The organism is Aeromicrobium sp. JJY06, assembly GCF_044069275.1.
In the GTDB taxonomy this organism is placed as follows: domain Bacteria; phylum Actinomycetota; class Actinomycetes; order Propionibacteriales; family Nocardioidaceae; genus Aeromicrobium; species Aeromicrobium tamlense.
Genome location: NZ_JBIMRD010000001.1, coordinates 962462 through 979794 on the forward strand (window position 1 = coordinate 962462; position 17333 = coordinate 979794).

The 17333-nt window shown below is 70.2% G+C and carries 17 protein-coding genes and 1 tRNA gene; 7 read left to right on the forward strand and 11 right to left on the reverse strand.

All coding sequences use genetic code 11. The annotated features are described in order from the left end of the window. Window positions 1-6: 6 nt before the first annotated feature. Entirely contained in the window at window positions 7-882 is an 876-nt protein-coding gene (locus ACGWYL_RS04865; protein ID WP_179427733.1) for a diacylglycerol kinase family protein, read from the forward strand. A 1-nt stretch (window position 883) separates the two neighbouring features. Here the strand turns inward: ACGWYL_RS04865 and ACGWYL_RS04870 are convergent, their stop codons facing one another. The 6 genes from ACGWYL_RS04870 to ACGWYL_RS04895 form a co-directional block, all read right to left on the reverse strand. Beyond that, the gene (locus tag ACGWYL_RS04870; RefSeq protein WP_179427731.1) at window positions 884-1288 is read right to left on the reverse strand and encodes a DUF3151 domain-containing protein; all 405 of its coding nucleotides are present in this window, start codon (window positions 1286-1288) and stop codon (window positions 884-886) included. Window positions 1289-1319: 31 nt separating this feature from the next. After that, the gene (locus ACGWYL_RS04875; protein ID WP_179427729.1) at window positions 1320-1757 is read right to left on the reverse strand and encodes a universal stress protein; all 438 of its coding nucleotides are present in this window, start codon (window positions 1755-1757) and stop codon (window positions 1320-1322) included. Between the two features lie 167 nt (window positions 1758-1924). Next, window positions 1925-2941 (reverse strand): class II fructose-bisphosphate aldolase, encoded by a 1017-nt coding sequence (fbaA, locus tag ACGWYL_RS04880; protein ID WP_179427727.1) that lies wholly within the window; start codon window positions 2939-2941, stop codon window positions 1925-1927. A 29-nt stretch (window positions 2942-2970) separates the two neighbouring features. Further along, the gene (locus tag ACGWYL_RS04885; protein ID WP_269304082.1) at window positions 2971-3579 is read right to left on the reverse strand and encodes an RNA methyltransferase; all 609 of its coding nucleotides are present in this window, start codon (window positions 3577-3579) and stop codon (window positions 2971-2973) included. Further along, entirely contained in the window at window positions 3576-4220 is a 645-nt protein-coding gene (gene pyrE / locus ACGWYL_RS04890; protein ID WP_395486570.1) for an orotate phosphoribosyltransferase, read from the reverse strand. The genes ACGWYL_RS04885 and pyrE overlap by 4 nt, the downstream gene beginning before the upstream one ends. Window positions 4221-4331: 111 nt before the next feature. Further along, complete coding sequence (locus ACGWYL_RS04895) at window positions 4332-4979, reverse strand: sortase (protein WP_395486571.1); 648 nt, start codon at window positions 4977-4979, stop codon at window positions 4332-4334. A gap of 232 nt (window positions 4980-5211) precedes the next feature. Between ACGWYL_RS04895 and ACGWYL_RS04900 the strand changes: the two genes are divergently transcribed. From ACGWYL_RS04900 to xerC, 5 genes are all read left to right on the forward strand, one after another. Beyond that, window positions 5212-6381 (forward strand): pyridoxal phosphate-dependent aminotransferase, encoded by a 1170-nt coding sequence (locus ACGWYL_RS04900; RefSeq protein WP_395486572.1) that lies wholly within the window; start codon window positions 5212-5214, stop codon window positions 6379-6381. Between the two features lie 81 nt (window positions 6382-6462). Then, window positions 6463-8514, forward strand: a complete 2052-nt coding sequence (locus ACGWYL_RS04905) for a discoidin domain-containing protein (RefSeq protein ID WP_395486573.1) — start codon at window positions 6463-6465, stop codon at window positions 8512-8514. 239 nt (window positions 8515-8753) lie between these two features. Further along, window positions 8754-9275: a DUF1990 family protein gene (locus tag ACGWYL_RS04910; protein WP_395486574.1), complete on the forward strand. Its 522-nt coding sequence runs from the start codon at window positions 8754-8756 to the stop codon at window positions 9273-9275. Between the two features lie 813 nt (window positions 9276-10088). Continuing rightward, a complete protein-coding gene (locus ACGWYL_RS04915) occupies window positions 10089-11144 on the forward strand; it encodes a hypothetical protein (RefSeq protein ID WP_395486575.1) in 1056 nt (351 codons plus the stop codon). Between the two features lie 175 nt (window positions 11145-11319). Beyond that, a complete protein-coding gene (xerC, locus tag ACGWYL_RS04920; RefSeq protein WP_395486576.1) occupies window positions 11320-12423 on the forward strand; it encodes a tyrosine recombinase XerC in 1104 nt (367 codons plus the stop codon). 128 nt (window positions 12424-12551) lie between these two features. Here the strand turns inward: xerC and ACGWYL_RS04925 are convergent, their stop codons facing one another. Together ACGWYL_RS04925 and ACGWYL_RS04930 are read right to left on the reverse strand one after the other, a co-directional pair. Further along, window positions 12552-13268, reverse strand: a complete 717-nt coding sequence (locus ACGWYL_RS04925; protein ID WP_395486577.1) for a DUF3800 domain-containing protein — start codon at window positions 13266-13268, stop codon at window positions 12552-12554. A 168-nt stretch (window positions 13269-13436) separates the two neighbouring features. Then, window positions 13437-13512, reverse strand: a tRNA-Thr gene (locus ACGWYL_RS04930). 84 nt (window positions 13513-13596) lie between these two features. Between ACGWYL_RS04930 and ACGWYL_RS04935 the strand changes: the two genes are divergently transcribed. Continuing rightward, complete coding sequence (locus ACGWYL_RS04935; protein WP_179427714.1) at window positions 13597-13896, forward strand: chorismate mutase; 300 nt, start codon at window positions 13597-13599, stop codon at window positions 13894-13896. 75 nt (window positions 13897-13971) lie between these two features. On the opposite strand, the gene ACGWYL_RS04940 is transcribed toward ACGWYL_RS04935, so the two are convergent. From ACGWYL_RS04940 to tmk, 3 genes are read right to left on the reverse strand one after another with little or no spacing between them, the layout of a single operon-like run. Then, the gene (locus ACGWYL_RS04940; RefSeq protein WP_269304093.1) at window positions 13972-15492 is read right to left on the reverse strand and encodes an alpha/beta hydrolase; all 1521 of its coding nucleotides are present in this window, start codon (window positions 15490-15492) and stop codon (window positions 13972-13974) included. Next, entirely contained in the window at window positions 15489-16619 is a 1131-nt protein-coding gene (locus tag ACGWYL_RS04945) for a DNA polymerase III subunit delta' (protein ID WP_395486578.1), read from the reverse strand. The genes ACGWYL_RS04940 and ACGWYL_RS04945 overlap by 4 nt, the downstream gene beginning before the upstream one ends. Continuing rightward, window positions 16616-17278 carry a dTMP kinase gene (gene tmk, locus ACGWYL_RS04950; RefSeq protein WP_269304097.1) on the reverse strand — a complete coding sequence of 221 codons (663 nt, stop codon included), beginning with the start codon at window positions 17276-17278 and terminating at the stop codon, window positions 16616-16618. Before tmk ends, ACGWYL_RS04945 begins: the two co-directional genes overlap by 4 nt. Between the last annotated feature and the right edge of the window lie 55 nt (window positions 17279-17333).

The window sequence follows — 17333 nt, forward strand, 5'->3', positions numbered from 1 at the left end:
GAGCCCGTGAACTCCTGGCTGGCGGTCAGCAATGCCCAAGCGGGATCCTCCGACGAGGCGGTGATCGCCCAGGTCCTCGAGATCCTGCGCGAGGCCGCCGAGGTGGAGCACGTCGCCACCGAGGATCCCGACCACCTGGCGCGCACGCTGGCCGAGCACCCGGACGTCGACCTCGTCGTCTCGATGGGCGGCGACGGCAGCCTGCACGCCGTGGTCCAGGCGCTGCACGACGCGGGTCGGCTGCCGGGCACGCCCGTGGGCCTGGTGCCGCTGGGCACGGGCAACGACTTCGCCCGCACCCTGCAGCTGGCCGAGGACCCCGTCGACGCCGCGCGTGACCTGGCCGCCGGCTCGGTGCGCTCGATCGACCTGGTCCTGGACTCCACCGGCACGGTGGTGGTGAACGCCGCGCACGTGGGCATCGGCGCGGAGGCCGCGGCCCGGGCCGAGCCGGTGAAGCCCGCCCTCGGGCCCCTGGCCTACGTGCTGGGCGCGATCTCGACCTTGTTCACCCCGAGCGCCGACGTGCGCGTCACGATCGACGACCGCACGCTCAGCGGCCGGGTGGCCCAGGTGGCCGTGGGCAACGGCCGCTTCGTGGGCGGCGGCGGCGAGCTGCTGCCGAAGGCCGTGGTCGACGACGGCCTGATGGACGTGGCCGTGGCGTTCGCCGCCCGGCTGCCGCAGCGGATCGCGTACGCGCTGCACCTGCGTCGCGGCACGCACCCGAACGCCGACTTCGTGCACTACACGCGGGCGACGTCGGTGCGCGTGACCGGCGACGCCGTGCGCTGCACGACCGACGGCGAGCTCACCGATCCGCGCTCGGAGCACGGCTGGCGGATGCTCGCCGACGGCCTCGCGATGCGGCTGCCGGCCTGAGTCAGCCGACGAGCGCCTCGTAGCCCTCGCGGCTGGACTCGCGCAGGAACTCGCGGCAGCGGTGCGCCTCGGCGTCGTCACCGAGCCGCTCGCTGGCGGTGGCCAGGACGGCCAGGGCGTGCAGGAAGCCACGGTTCGCCTCGTGCGTCCACGGCACCGGGCCGTGACCGCGCCAGCCGTTGCGGCGCAGCGAGTCGAGGGAGCGGTGGTAGGCCGTGCGCGCGAACGCGTAGCCCTCGAGGTCGCGGCCGTCGGCGAGCGCGGCGTCGGCCAGGCGGGCCCACGCGGCGACCGAGTCGGGGTGGCGCGAGGCGACCTCGTCGGCCTCGGCGCCCTCGGCCAGCAGGGCCGTGCCCGGGTCCTCGGGCAGCAGCGTCTCGGGCGGTTCTCCCAGAAGGTTGGTCATGGTGAGCCAGCCTAGACCGGCGGTCCGACCGCTACCGCTGGTGCGTGTGCGCGATGTAGACGTCGCACGGAGCGTGCGCGGCGACGTCGCGCGCGATGCTGCCGAGCACGCGGGTCAGGCCCTGGACGCGCTTGTTGCCCACGACGATGACGTCGGCGTCGAGCTCCTCGGCGGCGCGCACGAGCGCGTCGGCCGGCTTGCCCTCGCCGGCGCCGTACGTCACCTCGAGGCCGGGGAAGTCCTTGCGGATCTGGCTGAAGACGTCGCCGGCGACGTCCTTGGCCGTCTGCTCGTTCGTGATGAGGATCTCCTCGGAGCCGACCTCGATGCGCTCGGCCTCGAAGTTCTTCCCGTACGCCGACAGGACGTGCAGGCGGGCACCGAGTCCGGCAGCCAACTCGGCGGCCTTGCGGGCCGCGGCGGCCGCGGGGGCGGTGTTGTCGACGCCGGTGAGGACGATCTTGGCCATGGGTTTCCCTTCGTCACGCGGGCGAGGCTGCCCGGACTCCTGCCTCGACCCTAGTGGGAGTCGGGCTCCCGGAGGCGGTCCGGACGTCCGGTTCCCGGTCACCGAGACCCCGTGGACGCGACGACGGCGGGGACGATCCCTCGTCCCCGCCGTCGGTGCTCGGTGCCTCAGTGCGTGCCGGCGCTGCGCAGGTTCTGGCAGGCCTCGACGACGCGCGCCGCCATGCCGGCCTCGGCGGCCTTGCCCCAGGCGCGCGGGTCGTAGGCCTTCTTGTTGCCGACCTCGCCGTCGACCTTCAGGACGCCGTCGTAGTTCTGGAACATGTGGCCCACGACCGGGCGGGTGAACGCGTACTGCGTGTCGGTGTCGACGTTCATCTTCACGACGCCGTAGTCGACGGCCGCGCTGATCTCCTCGGGCAGCGAGCCCGAGCCGCCGTGGAACACGAAGTCGAACGCGCGGTCCTTGCCGAACTTCGCGGCGACGGCCTCCTGCGCGGCCTTGAGGACCTCGGGGCGCAGCTTGACGTTGCCCGGCTTGTAGACGCCGTGGACGTTGCCGAAGGTCAGCGCCGTGAGGTAACGGCCGTTCTCGCCCAGGCCGAGGGCCTCCACGGTGGCGATCGCGTCCTCGGGCGAGGTGTAGAGCTTGTCGTTGATCTCGGCCTCGACGCCGTCCTCCTCGCCGCCGACGACGCCGATCTCGACCTCGAGGATGATGTGCGCGGCGTGCGCCTTGGCGAGCAGCTCCTGCGCGATCTCGAGGTTCTCGGCCAGCGGCACGGCCGAGCCGTCCCACATGTGCGACTGGAAGTACGGCAGGCCGCCGCCCTTCACGCGCTCGGCGGAGGCGTCGAGCAGCGGCCGGACGAAGCCGTCGAGCTTGTCCTTGGGGCAGTGGTCGGTGTGCAGCGCGACGTTGATCGGGTACTTCTTGGCGACCTCCTGCGCGAACGCGGCGAAGGCCAGCGAGCCCGAGACCATGTCCTTGACGGTGGGGCCGGAGAAGTACTCGGCGCCGCCGGTGGAGACCTGGATGATGCCGTCGCTGCCGGCCTCGGCGAAGCCGGCCAGGGCGGCGTTCAGCGTCTGGGAGGACGAGACGTTGATCGCGGGGTACGCGAAGGAGTCGTTCTTCGCCTTGTCCAGCATCTCGGCGTAGACCTCGGGAGTGGCGACGGGCATGGGTCCTCCTGTGGGAACTCGTGTTGCGGTCAGTATTCCACCGACGCGAGGTCGGCATGCTCACGGATCCAGGCGTGCATCGTGATCGCCGCCGCGGCCCCCGCGTTGATCGATCGCGTCGAGCCGAACTGGGCGATCGCGACCATCTGCTCACACGCCTGCGCGGCCTCGTCGGTGAGGCCCGGGCCCTCCTGGCCGAAGACGAGGACGGCGTCCAGCGGCAGCGACGTGGTCTCGAGCGGGACGGCGCCGGGCAGGTTGTCGACGCCCACCACCGCGACCCCCGCCTGCTGCGCCCACGCGACGAACGCGGGGACGTCCTCGTGGTGGTACACGTGCACGTAGCGGTCGGTGACCATCGCGCCGCGGCGGTTCCAGCGGCGCTTGCCGATGATGTGCACGCCGCCCACGTTGAACGCGTTCGCGGTGCGCACGATCGAGCCGATGTTGAAGTCGTGCTGCCAGTTCTCGATGGCCACGTGCAGCCGGTGCCGCCGCAGGTCGAGGTCGGCGACGATCGCCTCCACGGTCCAGTAGCGGTACCGGTCGACGACGTTGCGGGTGTCGCCCTCGCGCAGCAGGTCGGGGTCCAGCCGCGGGTCGTCGGGCCACGGGCCCACCCACGGGCCGACGGTCACGCCACCCCGTACTGCTCGCGGTACGCGCGCACCGCGGGGAGGTGCTCGGCGTGCCGGCCGGTCTCCTCCAGGTACTCGATGATGTCGTCGAAGCTGACGATGGAGGTCACGGTGATGCCGTGGTCGCGCTCGACCTCCTGGATGGCGGAGAGCTCGCCCGTGCCGCGCTCGCGGCGGTCGACGGCGACGATGACGCCCGCGACCTCGGCGTCGAGGCGGTCGACCAGCGCGATGACCTCGCGGATCGCGGTGCCCGCGGTGATGACGTCGTCGATGACCAGCAGGCGACCGCGCGGCTCGGCGCCGACGAACAGGCCGCCCTCGCCGTGGTCCTTCGCCTCCTTGCGGTTGAAGCACCACGGCACGTCGCGGTCGTGCGCGTCGGCCAGCTGCACCGCGGTGGCGGCGGCGAGCGGGATGCCCTTGTAGGCGGGACCGAGCAGGACGTCGAACTCCAGACCCGCGCCGGCGATCGCGTCGGCGTAGAAGCCGCCCAGCGCCGCCAGCCGCGACCCGGTGTCGAACGCGCCCGCGTTGAAGAAGTACGGCGAGGTCCGCCCCGACTTCAGGGTGAACTCCCCGAACCGCAGCACCTCGTGCTCGAGGGCGAACTCGATGAACCGGCGCTGGTAGTCGTGCACCCGCCCAGCGTAGGGCGCCCGCAGTTTCCCCGGTTAAGTGGGTTTTCTGTCACTTCACGAGGTTTGCGAACCTCGTGAAGTGACAGTTTCCCCACTTAACCGGGGAAACTGTCACGCGCCGGGCTTGCGCTCGGAGGAGACGAGGTCGCCGACGACGACGTTGCGGTCGTCGGTGCGGAAGAGCTCGGAGCAGGTCACGACGGTGACGACGGCCTCGGTGGCCTCCTCGCCCTCGGCCTCGGGGTCGGGCACGGGCCACAGCGGCCACGAGGTCGTGAAGGGCACGCGGATCCGGTCGCCGTCCTGGCGCAGCTCGTAGGTGAAGACGTGCGTGCGGGTCTCGACGACGACCTCGTCGCCGGCGCGCAGCTTGAGGAAGTCGCGGAAGGGCTCGCCGTGCGTCACGCGGTGGCCCGAGAGCACGAGGTTGCCGACCTCGCCGGGCAGCGCGCCGTCGGTGTCGCGACCGACCCCCTTCGCGAGGGTGGCGTCGTCGTCGCCGTCGAGGATCGGCACCTCGAAGTCGGCACCGAACCGCGGCACCCGCAGCAGGCCGGCGCCGGTGACCGGGTCCTCCTCCGCCTTCCAGGCCTCGGAGATCTCGCCGCGGATGCGCTCGTGCTCGCGCTGGGCGACGACGTTGGTGCCGAAGTACTGCCAGCCGACCCAGCCCAGGATCCCCACACCGGCGAGCAGCAGGACGACGCCCGCGACGAGCATGAGGCGCGAGGCGAGCGAGCGGGTCGGAGTGGCGGACACCTCCCCATTGTCGGGTGCGCACCACGTCGTCCGCGCGGCAGCCTGAGATCTCGATGAGGAATCTGATCATTTTCAACCGCCGTCAGGTGCCCGCATGTATTCTGGCGTTGCAGGTTCGGGGAGCTCTTGAGCCGCTGAATCTGCCGTCGGTCCGCCGTTTCACCCCCCGAGAACGGCGGGCCGACCTATTTCTCCCCCCTCCCTCCTCCGCCGTCCCGGCTAGGGTCGAGCCGTGAGCAGGCGCAGCGCTCGTCTCGACGGCATCGGCACCACGATCTTCGCGGAGATGAGCGCGCTCGCGGTCGAGACCGGAGCGATCAACCTCGGCCAGGGCTTCCCCGACCAGGACGGGCCCGAGGTCGTCAAGGAGGCCGCGCGCGCCGCGATCACCGACGGCCCCAACCAGTACGTCGCCGGCATCGGCATCCCGCTGCTGCGCGAGGCGATCGCGCGTCACCAGCAGCGATTCCACGGCATCGAGCTCGACCCCGGGCGCGAGGTCGTCGTGACGACCGGCGCGACCGAGGCCGTCGCGGCGGCACTGCTCGGCCTGGTGAACCCGGGCGACGACGTCCTCGTGCTGGAGCCCTTTTACGACTCGTACCGCGCGATGATCCAGATGGTCGGCGCCCGTCACCGCGCCGTCACGCTGCGCGCGCCCGACTTCCGACTGCCGGTCGACGAGCTGCGCGCCGCCGTCACGCCGCGCACCACCGCGATCGTGCTGAACTCGCCGCACAACCCGACCGGGGCGGTGCTCACGCGCGAGGAGCTGACCGCCGTCGCGGAGGTCGCGATCGAGCACGACCTCGTCGTCATCTCCGACGAGGTCTACGAGCACCTGAGCTTCGCCACGCCGCACGTGCCGATCGCGACGCTGCCCGGCATGGCCGAGCGCACCCTCACGATCAGCAGCGCGGGCAAGACCTTCTCCTTCACGGGCTGGAAGGTCGGCTGGGCCACGGGACCCGCCGACCTCGTCGACGCGCTCATGGGCGCCAAGCAGTTCCTGACCTACACGTCGGGCACGCCGTTCCAGCCCGCCGTCGCCGCGGCGCTCGACCTGCCCGACGCGTTCTACGTCGCGCTGCGCGACGACCTCCGGCACAAGCGCGACCTGTTGTGCGCCGGGCTCGCTGACCTCGGACTCGACGTCTTCGTCCCCGAGGGCACCTACTTCGCCACCACCGACGTGGCGCCGCTGGGCTTCGACGACGGCCTGGAGTTCTGCCGCGAGCTGCCCCGCCGCGCCGGCGTCGTCGCGATCCCGCACCAGGTGTTCCACGACGACCGCCCGGACGGATCCAACCCCGGACGCACGCTCGTGCGCTGGGCGTTCTGCAAGCGCGAGACCGTCCTCGACGAGGCCGTCACGCGGCTCGCACGCCTGCGAGCCCGCTGATCCCGCGGTGCAACTCCTGTTTGCATGTGTCCCCGATCACACCTAGAGTCACGCCAACGACACTCTCGGAGGGGGACTCTCGTGTCACGACAGCTCAAGGCGATCCTGGTGGCCCTGCTCGGCGCCCTGGTGGTGATCACCGCGGGAGCCGGCGCCTCGGCCGAGTCGGGATGGTGGGTCGCCACCTCGACACCGAGCCCCGAGTCCGAGGTCAACGCCACCGGCGAGCCCTCGGGCGGCACGAACGCCGCCGGCGAGGTCACCGGCTACATCGACGCCCACACGCACATGTTCATGGACCTCGGCATGGGCGGGAACGCGGTGTGCGGCTCGACGTACAGCGAGAAGGGCATCGCCGACGCGCTCAAGGACTGCGATCGTCACGGCGTCTCGCTCCTGGAGAACCTGACGAACTCCGGCGCCGGCCGCGGGCCCCTCGACCCTCACGACACCGTCGGCTGGCCCACGTTCAAGGACTGGCCCACCTACTCGTCGTTCACGCACCAGCAGATGTACTACAAGTGGGTCGAGCGGGCGTGGCGCGGCGGCCAGCGGATCATGGTCAACGACATGGTGTCGAACCCCGGCCTGTGCCCGATCCTCGGCGTGATCGCCGGGCCGAACAAGTACAACTGCAACGACATGGACACGGTCCGACGCCAGATCCAGGCCACCTACGACCTCCAGTCGTTCATCGACAAGCAGTACGGCGGCGCCGGCAAGGGCTGGTACCGCGTCGTCACCAGCCCGAAGCAGGCGCGCGACGTCGTCGCCCAGGGCAAGCTCGCGGTCGTCCTGGGCGTCGAGGTGTCCGAGCCGTTCAACTGCAAGCAGGTGCTCGGCGCGCCCCAGTGCACCAAGGCCGACATCGACAAGGGACTCGACGAGCTCAAGGCCAAGGGCGTCTCGAGCATGTTCCTGTGCCACAAGTTCGACAACGCCCTGTGCGGCGTGCGCTACGACGAGGAGACCGCCGGCCTGCTCGTGAACGCCGGCCAGTTCCTCACCACCGGCACGTGGTGGAACCCCAAGACCTGCAAGGAGGGCGAGGTCGCCGACAACACCGTGATCGGCGGCGTGCTGCCGCCCGAGATCGCCAGCGTCCCGGGCCTGCCCGCCGTGCTGCCGATCTACCCGAAGGGCCCGCACTGCAACCCGCGCGGCCTGACCGAGCTCGGTGAGTACGCCCTGCGCGGCCTCATCAAGCGCAACATGATGGTCGAGCTGGACCACATGAGCGCCAAGGCCGCGGGCCGCGCGCTCGACATCCTCGAGGCCGAGGCCTACCCGGGCGCGCTGTCCACGCACGACTGGCTGTCCAACGACTACATGGACCGCCTCTACGCCCTGGGCGGCTTCGCCACGCAGTACGGCCACGCCGCGAGCGAGTTCGTCACCCAGTGGCGCGAGACGAAGCCCGTCCGCGAGAAGTACGGAGTCGGCTACGGCTACGGCACGGACATGAACGGCTTCGGCGGCACCGCCGCCCCGCCGGAGGAGTCCGGCAAGATCCAGTACCCGTTCACGGCGCGCGACGGCACGGTCCTCGACCGCCAGGTCACCGGCGAGCGCACGTGGGACTACAACGACGAGGGCGTCCCGCACTACGGTCTGGTCCCGGACTGGATCGAGAGCCTGCGCACGCTGGCCGGGTCCGAGATCGTCGACGACCTCGCCGCCGGCTCCGAGTCGTACCTGCGCACGTGGGGCGCGACGAGGGACTTCGCCCCGGGCGCCAACCTCGCCACGGGTGCCATCGCCACGGCGAGCTCCACCGAGTGGAGCCTGCTCACCGACCTCAAGCCGGGGCGCGCGGTCGACGGCAAGCTGTCCACGCGCTGGGCCAGCAAGTACGGCCAGGACGACGCGTGGTTCCAGGTGGAGCTCCTCGCGCCGCGCCAGGTCCGCAAGGTGACGATCGAGTGGGAGAGCGCCTACGCGCGCCAGTACCGCGTGCAGACCTCGCTCGACGGCCAGCGCTGGCGCGACGCCGCCATCGTCGGCAACGGCAACGGCGGTCTGGACACCGTGACGTTTCAGCAGCCCCAGTCCGCGCGGTTCGTGCGGATGCAGGGCGTGGAGCGCGCCACCCGCTACGGCTACTCGATCAAGGAGTTCGGCGTCTTCAGCTGAGACAGAGGACCGCCCCAACCCTCCGATGTGGGGGCCGGGGCGGCGAGAGGCCGGTGCTGCTCCGGCCACCGCTTCGGCCGAAGCGCACGAAGCGATGTGCCCAACCTACAGGGCCTGCCTGAGCGAACGTGAGGAGGGTCTCATGTTCTGGTCCGGAAACCCTCCGGAAGGACCAGCGGCACACCCGGCCGATACGCGAGGTGGACCGCCGAGCCGCTCGACCGTGCCACCCTGTCCCCATGCGTCGTGACCGGACGGACCTCCGCGCGCTGTCGACGGCCGCGCTCACGTACCCGGACGTCGGAGCGACCCTCGCTGACCTGCCCCGCGGCTACCGGACCCTGACCCGGCGGCGCGTCATCGGCCGCGGCCGGGAGCGCTTCGAGGAGGCCGCGCGCGCGGTCCTCGGCTGGGACCTGCACCGCCGGGCGGGGCTAGGCGTCCGTGCGTCCAGCCCGAGCGTCGTCGAGGGAGCGGTCGCGGTGCTGCGCGTCGGATGGGGACCGCTCGGGATGGACGCGCCGGTGCGCGTGGTCCACGTGATCCACGAGCCGAGTCGGCAGGGCTTCGCCTACGGCACCCTGCCGGGACACCCGGAGTCCGGCGAGGAGTCGTTCGTCGTCGAGATGCACGAGTCCGGCGACGTGGTGGTGGCGATCACGGCGTTCTCCCGCCACGCGACACTGCCGGCCAGACTCGGCGGACCGGTGACCACCTTCGTCCAGTCCCGCATCACCGAGCGCTACCTCCGCACGGCCTGAGCGGCCCGGAGACGACGAGAGCGCGGAATCCTGCGACTGCGGGATTCCGCGCTCCGAGGGGAACTTCTGGTGGAGCCGCCTGTCGGAATCGAACCGACGACCTTCTCATTACGAGCGGCGTCGGGTCGTATTTGCCGGGGTCGGCTCGCCGAGATTCGGGTTACGGAGAAGTTCGACTCCGCCGTCATTGGCAGGAGCGGAGTAGCGCGGGAGTAGTGCGAGTGGCGTTCGGGCCTCCGACCTCAGCCACGGACCCCGGTCGGTTGCGGGGTGGGCCCTCGGGCGCTGATTGGTTGCTCGGGGGGTGGCGCAGAGGCTCCGCGCATCCGGCGCTCACGTCGCGCCGACGGCTCCCCCAGGGCAATTGCGCCGGATGGGTGGAGGGGCGCCATTCAGTGACCGAGGGCCCTGTTCTGGACATGCGATGCTGCCTCGCCGCTCTTCGCGCAATGGTGCACCGGACGCCCCGCACGGGCCGCTGGGGACGCGCGCGCACGGCGGCGGAGCCCCGAGCACGCGGCCCCCGCGACCGCGCGGGGCACCGCTGGTCGCTGCCCGAGACGCTCGAACGGCCCGCGCTCGTAGGGGCCGGTGCTTGTAACACAGGACCCTACGAATACATGCGGGCTTTTCACCTGCGGGACGGTGTCGACCGTCTACTATTCCTGCATCAGCGCCCCGTGAATCGCCCAACGATGGCGGCGGGAGAACAGCGCATCCGTACAGAGGCAGTTGCCGCCGCGGATCAAGTGGCAGTTCCTTCCGTTTCCGTTCTCCTGATTCTCGGTGCTGACAATGACTTTTCCTGATTCCGTGACCCGGCTTGCGTCGGGCATTGATGCTCTCTATCTGACTGGCGCGGCGGCTATCCCGTCCGACCTGATGGAACTGCTGGCTGCTGAGCGTGATCGCTCGGCATCCCTGCGTGGCTCCGGCGGCACAGCCGATCCGGTCGCGTTGGGTGCGCATGAGTTCACGGTCGGCTGGGGCGGCTGGGACAACTACCGGTTCCGCCTCGACGCCCCCGGACGTGCACTGATCGGACTTGTGTCGTCGGGCGAGGCGTTCCCTGATATCCGGGTGCAGCCTCGTGCCGAGTTCCTCCATGCTGTCGGTGCGCGCGGCGTATTGGCGTGGGTCTACGACGTGGTCGAGACGATGGGGCTCGTCGTGGACTGGAAGGTGTCGCGAGTCGATCTGTTCGCTGACTTCCATGGTCTCGACCTGTTCGCTGAGACCCGGTGGGATTTCGTGTGCAAGGGCAAGCGACGCAAGACCTTCGAGGACGGCGACGACCTCGAAACGCTCTACTTCGGATCGGGCAAGCCGGTCTTGGCGCGGCTCTACGACAAGACGAAGGAGACGGCGGCGAAGGGCACGGACTGGTGGCCCGACGTCTGGGGGCCGGAGTACCGGCGGGGTGAGCAGGTCTGGCGGGTGGAGTTCGAGATCAATCGTGCGTACCTCAAGGACGTGGGCCTCTCGTCGCCTGAGGAGGTGCTCGATGCTGCTGGCCGGCTGTGGGTGAAGTTGTCGGGCGAGTGGCTGACGCTGCGGGTGCCGACTGAGGATTCGAATCGCTCTCGGTGGCCTGTCTCCCCGGTGTGGGAGGTCGTCCAGGCGGCGACGTTCGGGGACTCGGCAATTGGTCACGAGTTGGTGCGTTCCGGGCAGTTGCGGGGCGACCTGCGCAAGTTGACGCCGGGGGCGATCGGATTCATGTCATCGCTCGCGGCACTCATCGGAGCCCGTAACGAAGCCGAATTTCGGGAGAAGTTGCCCGCGTTCGTCGCGCGGGATGAGCGGGTGCGCGGGGTGTCGTTCGCGGACAGAGTCTCCGTGAAGCGGCGAGAGTACGGAGTCGCGTGATGGGCGCGCCTGACTGCCCGACCTGCGCCGCGCTGGGGCACCGCTCGTGTGACCACTGCGGCGGTCCGTGCTGGGACGCCGACGGCTTCAACGAACAGTTCCGATGGGTCGATCCCTTCGGGCGCGAGTTGTGCGGCTACTGCGCTGCCGACGCCGGGCTCGTGAAGGACCGGTCATGAGCATCCGTCGAAACGTCCGCAAGAACGGACGAGTGACCTTCACCGCTCGCGTCGTGGTTGGCCGCGACGGTTACGCCGGTGAGCGAACGTTCCCGACGCTGCGCGAGGCGAAGACGTGGGAGGCCGAGCAACGGCGGGCGCTCGTGGTCGGTGGGCTCGATTCCGGAATGGCTCGAATTGACGTCCGCACGCTGCTGAGTCAGTGGCTGGATCTGCGGCGGGGGCGGGTTGCTCCCAAGACGCTTGTGTCCGACAAGTTGCTCGTGAACGCGATCCCGCCGTGGTTCGGTCGGGTGATCGTGCGGGACGTGACTCCGGGGCACGTGTCCCGGCTTCTGCGGGACTGGGGCGAGCAGGTCGGGCGGGACTCGGTCGTGCGTCGTCGTGCGTCTCTCTCGGCGTTCTTCGAGTGGCTCGTGGTCGAGTGCCGTGCGATCGGATCGAACCCGGTCAAGAACATTCGCGTCCCGCGCCGGGTCGAACCGGCGAAGCAACCGCGTCCTCTCGGTGAGCGTGAACTTCTCGAGGTGGCGGCGAAGGTGGCCGAGCGTGGTGGAGTGCGGCTGGCGCAGATCGTTCTTCTGCTGGGTTGGACCGGGCTGCGTCCGTCTGAGGCGCGCGAGCTGCGGGTGCGTGACGTGGTCGAGGTTCCCGTGTTCGGCCTGCGCGTCGAGCGGGCCCGCCCTGAGGGTCACGAGGTCAAGGTGACCAAGACGGGCAAGAGTCGATTCATTCCGGTGCCGTCGCACGTGGCTGAGATTGTGCGTGCCATGGCCGAGGGCAAAGACCCGGACGACCTGCTCGTGACGACTGATCGCGGCGGGTCACTTCACGCCAATCGATTCCGAGCGTCGTCGGGGTGGGATGAGTTCAGCGAAGGGCGGCGGCTGTACGACCTCCGGCACACTGCCGTATGCCTGTGGCTGGCCTCGGGCGTGCCGGTGTCGACGGCGAAGGAGTGGGCTGGTCACGCGGACATCACGACGACGAACATGTACGTGACGTTCTTGGGAACCGATGCTGACCGCGTGGGAGTCGCTCGACTGGAGCGACCAACGGTTATCGCGAAGGAGCACGGGGAAGACGAGGGGCATCCGTGAGACGCCACAGGCGGGCTTCTTCGGCGATCCAGTTCTTGACGGCGGTCAGTGCTAGTGTCTCGATTGCAGGCCGCACGTCGTGCCGCCCGCACCGCCTTCAGCCCCGCGCGAGCGGGGCTGTCGTGCATCTACGGCCACTGCCCGCAGTCGTAAAGTCTCCCGGTCGCGGTGATCTTCGACCACAAACGGTCCATCGCGGCTGCCGCCCGCGGGTCGGATTCGGTAACCGTCTGACGTCGTCTGTATACGAAGGCCAGAACGTCTACCGCCTGAAGCATCCTCGAATGGTGGCTAGGTGCAAAGTGAACAGTGTCGAGGAGTTTCGGAAGCGTCGTGTGCATGTAGACGCCGGGCGTTCCCTGAGTCTGATAGGTGGCAAACCGGTCCCGGTGTCGCTCGCGATCCCCGCGCTCGTCAGCGATCATCAGCGCGTAGGTGCGTTCCCTGGCCGCGATGCCATTCACTCGCTGAAGGATGTGCTGGAAGCAGACCTGCTCCGGAGGAAACTGCACAGGGTAGTTCTCCTGCGACTGTCTGGCTCGGAGTCGCGATTCACTCACCGATCGAAGAACGATGTGCATGTCTTCCGTGACGACCGCATCCAGCACCTTCTCGAAGAGACCGACCCGGGCCCGAGCACCGAGCGCACTCCATGCTTCCTTCCCGTGGAACACCGGGTGAGCGTGAATCTCCGTCTTCTTAGGGATACCGAAGTCCACGCTGACCTGCAGCATGATCGAGTTCAGACGATTTGTGATCGACCGCGTCGCTTCAGCACCAGCAACGAGCGCAGCGAACCCGTGAAAGTCGCCGTGATTCGACTCGTCCACAAAGGAAAGAAGCACGGCGAAAAGTCTGCCAGCCCATCGATCCTCTCGGGGGGCTTCTGCAACGAAGGCCGCGCTTCTGCAACTCCCGCGAAGTCGCATAGTTGGGAGCGAGCAGGAGTAGCCTCGGAGCAGGATTCCAGCGAAGGGAACAAGCATGGACGCTAGTCGCATGGCCGTTTTCCGTGGAGCCGCCTGTCGGAATCGAACCGACGACCTTCTCATTACGAGTGAGATGCTCTACCGACTGAGCTAAGGCGGCGCGATTCGGCGAGGATCGCCCGCCGAACCAAGTGTGAACTATACCGGGTCGAGCCAGCACGCGGAAAACCCGGGGGCGGTCCGTATGATCGGCCGCGTGGACGCACCGACCCAGGCAGAGCTCGACGACATCCGCGCCAGCATCGACAACATCGACGCGGCGCTCGTTCACCTCCTGGCGGAGCGCTTCAAGTGCACCAAGCGGGTCGGCCGGCTGAAGGCCGAGCACGACCTGCCGCCCGCCGATCCCGCCCGCGAGGCCAGGCAGATCGAGCGGCTGCGCGAGAAGGCGCTCGAGGCCGACCTCGACCCCGCGTTCGCGGAGAAGTTCCTGAACTTCATCATCAGCGAGGTCATCCGGCACCACGAGGCCATCCGCGACTGAGCCCTGGCAGTGACGTTTGCGGGCTTGATCACCGCATTTCTCCCCGCGAACGTCACGCCCAGCGCTTCCGGCAGGTCACTCCTCGCAGACGGTGCCGTCCTTCGGCACCGTGCCGTCGCCGAAGTAGGCGTCGACGGCGTCGCGGATGCACTCGTTGCCCGAGGTGTAGGCCGTGTGGCCGTCGCCCTCGCGGGTGAGCAGGACGCCGGATTCCAGCTGCTCGGCCATCGCCTCGGACCACTCGTACGGCGTGGCGGGATCGCGCGTGGTGCCGACGACGAGGATCGGCGGCGCACCCTCGGCGGTGACGTCCTCCTGCGGGTGCTCGCCCTTGATCGGCCAGTCGTGGCAGGCCATGACGCCCCAGCCCAGCGCGGCGCCGAACACGGGCGAGACCGCGCGGAACTTCGGGATGAGGTCCTGCGTCTGCGCGGCGTCGGGCGCGCCGTCGGAGTCGAGGCAGTTGACCGCATAGATGACCTGTCCGGAGTTGTTGTCGAAGGAGCCGTCCTGGTCGCGCTCGAAGTACGTGTCGCTCAGGACGAGCATGACCGACGGGTCGCCCTTGACGAGGCCGCGCAGCGCAGTGGTCAGGTACGGCCAGGACTCCTCCGAGTACAGCGCCACGGCGATGCCGTAGAAGGCACGGCCCTCGGTGAGCTCACGGCCGCCCGGCGCCTTCAGCGGGGTGTCGCTGAGCTTGGCCATGAGCGCGGTGATCGTGTCCATGCCCTCCTGGACCGAGTCGCCCACGGGGCAGGCCTCGCCCTCGATGCAGGACGCGAGGTAGGCCTCGAGCGCCTGCTGGAAGCCGGTGGCCTGGCCCAGGCCCTGGCCCTCGGCGTCGAGGGTGACGTCGACGGCGCCGTCGAGCACCATCTTGTCGACCTTCTCGGGGAAGAGGTCGGCGTACGTGGCGCCCAGCTGGGTGCCGTAGGAGAAGCCGAACCAGCGCATCTCGTCCTGGCCGAGCACGGCGCGGGCGATGTCGTGGTCGCGCGCGGCCTCCTCGGTGGAGACGTGCTCGGCGAGGGCGCCGGAGTTCTCGCGGCAGGCCGTGCCCATCTCCTTCACCGACCGGGTCAGCGCGGCGACGCCGTCGGCATCGTCGGGATCGGGGTCGGTGTCGATGAACGCGTCGAACCGCTCGTCGGACAGGCACTCCAGCGGGGTGCTCTCGCCGACGCCGCGCGGGTCGATGCCGATCACGTCGTGCGTGCGGCGCAGGTCGTCGGGCAGCTCGCTGGCGAGGTAGCCGACGAAGCCGACCGCGGATCCACCCGGCCCTCCCGGGTTGACGAAGATCGCCTTCCCGCCCTTGCCGGTGGCGGGGACGCGGCGGACGGCCAGCTGGAGGGTCTCACCGTCGGGATCCTCGTAGTCGACCGGCACCTCGATCGTGGTGCAGCGGTCGTCACGGCAGTCGCGCCACGTGACGTCCTGGTCGTAGAAGCGCTCGAGGCCGGCCGGAGCCGTCTCGCCGGTGGGCTCGGGGTCGGGCGCGGGCCGGTCGACGAGGAAGAGCGCGCTGACGGCGCCGGCGACCAGCGCGACCACCAGCAGCGAGACCAGGGCGATGACGGTGACGCGCTTCATCCGAGGAACCTCGACATCATGTGCTCGAGCGCCAGCTGGGGCGCGGCGTTGGCCTGGAGCGCCTCGCGGCAGCCGACGATCGCGTCGATCGAGGCGAGCGTGCCCTCGGGCGTGGAGCGGGCGGCCATCGTGGCGATGTCGTCGGCGACGTCGGCATTGATGGCGGCCGCCCCGGTGCCCAGCTGCTGCGCCAGCACGTCGCGCTGGAACGACAGGAGGTCGAGCAGCACGCCGTCGATCGCGTCGCGCGCCATGCGCTTGCGACGGCGCTCCTGCTCCTTGGTGAGCGACGAGAGAGCGCCGGCGTAGCCCGCCGGACGGCGGCCCCGTTCCTCGACGCCCCACGACTCCTGCAGGTTGCCCAGCTCGCGCGCGTCGAGCACGTCGCAGCGCTCCTTGGCGCGGGCGGTGGCCTCCTGGTCGATCCGCTGCGCGGCGCGCAGGCAGTCGCCGAGTCCGCGCAGGCCGACCGGCAGCGCGAGGATCTCGGCGCGACGACGACGGGCCTCGGGGTCGCGGGCCAGCCCGCGGGCGCGGCCGATGTGCCCTTGGGCCGCGGCCGCGGCGCGCTGCGCGACGTCGAGCTCGATCCCGTCGCGCTCGTGCAGCAGCCGCGCGATGGCCGCGGCGGGCGGCGTGCGCAGCAAAACGGGTCGACACCGCGAGCGGATCGTCATGATGACGTCCTCGACGGCTGGCGCGCACAGCAGCCAGACCGTGCCGGGCGCGGGCTCCTCGATCGACTTGAGCAGCGCGTTGGCGGCCTGGTCGGTGAGGCGGTCGGCGTCCTCGACCACGAGGATCTGGTAGCGCCCCATCGACGGGTGCAGGGCCGAGCGGCGGACCGCGTCGCGTGCGGCGTCGACGCCGATGCTGAGGCCGTCGGTGTTGATGACGGCGATGTCGGGGTGGCTGCCCGCGGCGGCGGTGACGCACGAGTGGCACGTCGTGCAGCCGCCCTGCTCGCACTGCAGGGCGGTGGCGAACGCGACGGCGGCGTTGGAGCGACCCGAGCCGGGCGGCCCGGTGAACAGCCACGCGTGGGTCATCTGCCCGGCGACGGCCGACCCGAGCGTGGCGACGACGTCGTCCTGGCCGACGAGCTCGTCCCAGACGGGAGCGGTCATGCCTGCGCCCCTCGCGCCTGCGGGAGCCACGGCAGGACCGCGGCACGGACGCGCTCGTGAATCGCCTCGGGCGCCTCGTCGGCGTCGAGGACGACGTAGTGCTCGGGGTCGGCGTCGGCGAGGTCGAGGAAGTGCCGGCGGACGCGGTCGTGGAACTCGATCGGCTCGCCCTCGATGCGGTCGGGCTCGCCCGCGCGGGCCAGGCCCACGCGCGGGTCGACGTCGAGGACCACGGTGAGGTGCGGGCGCAGGTCGGCGGTGGCCCAGCGGGCGAGCGGTTCGAGCTCGCCGACGTGCAGGGCCCGCCCGGCGCCTTGGTAGGCCAGCGTGGAGTCGACGTAGCGGTCGGTGATGACGACCGAGCCGTCGGCGAGCGCCGGCAGGATCATCGTGTCGACGTGCTCGGCCTTGTCGGCGGCGTAGATGAGCGCCTCGGTGCGCGGTGACAGGTCGCCGGTGGCCGGGTCGAGGAGGATCGAGCGCAGCCGCGCGCCGACCTCGGTGCCGCCGGGCTCACGCGTGAGCAGCGCGGTGTGCCCGCGCGACTCGACCCAGGACGCGAGCAGTCGCGACTGGGTGGACTTGCCCGAGCCCTCGCCGCCCTCGAACGCGACGAAGACGCCGACCTCGGTGACGAGGGGGTCGTCCGATGGCTGCATGGGGCGAGCCTAGTCGGCGCGCCCGACACCGGCGCGCACGGCCGAGCACGCCTGT

Excerpts from the sequence above, each read along its gene's own strand:
- fbaA (WP_179427727.1), bottom strand. The coding sequence starts at position 2,941 with ATGCCCGTCGCCACTCCCGAGGTCTACGCCGAGATGCTGGACAAGGCG.
- ACGWYL_RS04910 (WP_395486574.1), top strand. The coding sequence starts at position 8,754 with ATGCGTCGTGACCGGACGGACCTCCGCGCGCTGTCGACGGCCGCGCTC.
- ACGWYL_RS04945 (WP_395486578.1), bottom strand. The coding sequence starts at position 16,619 with ATGACCGCTCCCGTCTGGGACGAGCTCGTCGGCCAGGACGACGTCGTC.
- tmk (WP_269304097.1), bottom strand. The coding sequence starts at position 17,278 with ATGCAGCCATCGGACGACCCCCTCGTCACCGAGGTCGGCGTCTTCGTC.
- ACGWYL_RS04870 (WP_179427731.1), bottom strand. The coding sequence starts at position 1,288 with ATGACCAACCTTCTGGGAGAACCGCCCGAGACGCTGCTGCCCGAGGAC.
- xerC (WP_395486576.1), top strand. The coding sequence starts at position 11,320 with ATGAGCATCCGTCGAAACGTCCGCAAGAACGGACGAGTGACCTTCACC.
- ACGWYL_RS04940 (WP_269304093.1), bottom strand. The coding sequence starts at position 15,492 with ATGAAGCGCGTCACCGTCATCGCCCTGGTCTCGCTGCTGGTGGTCGCG.
- ACGWYL_RS04875 (WP_179427729.1), bottom strand. The coding sequence starts at position 1,757 with ATGGCCAAGATCGTCCTCACCGGCGTCGACAACACCGCCCCCGCGGCC.
- ACGWYL_RS04935 (WP_179427714.1), top strand. The coding sequence starts at position 13,597 with ATGATCGGCCGCGTGGACGCACCGACCCAGGCAGAGCTCGACGACATC.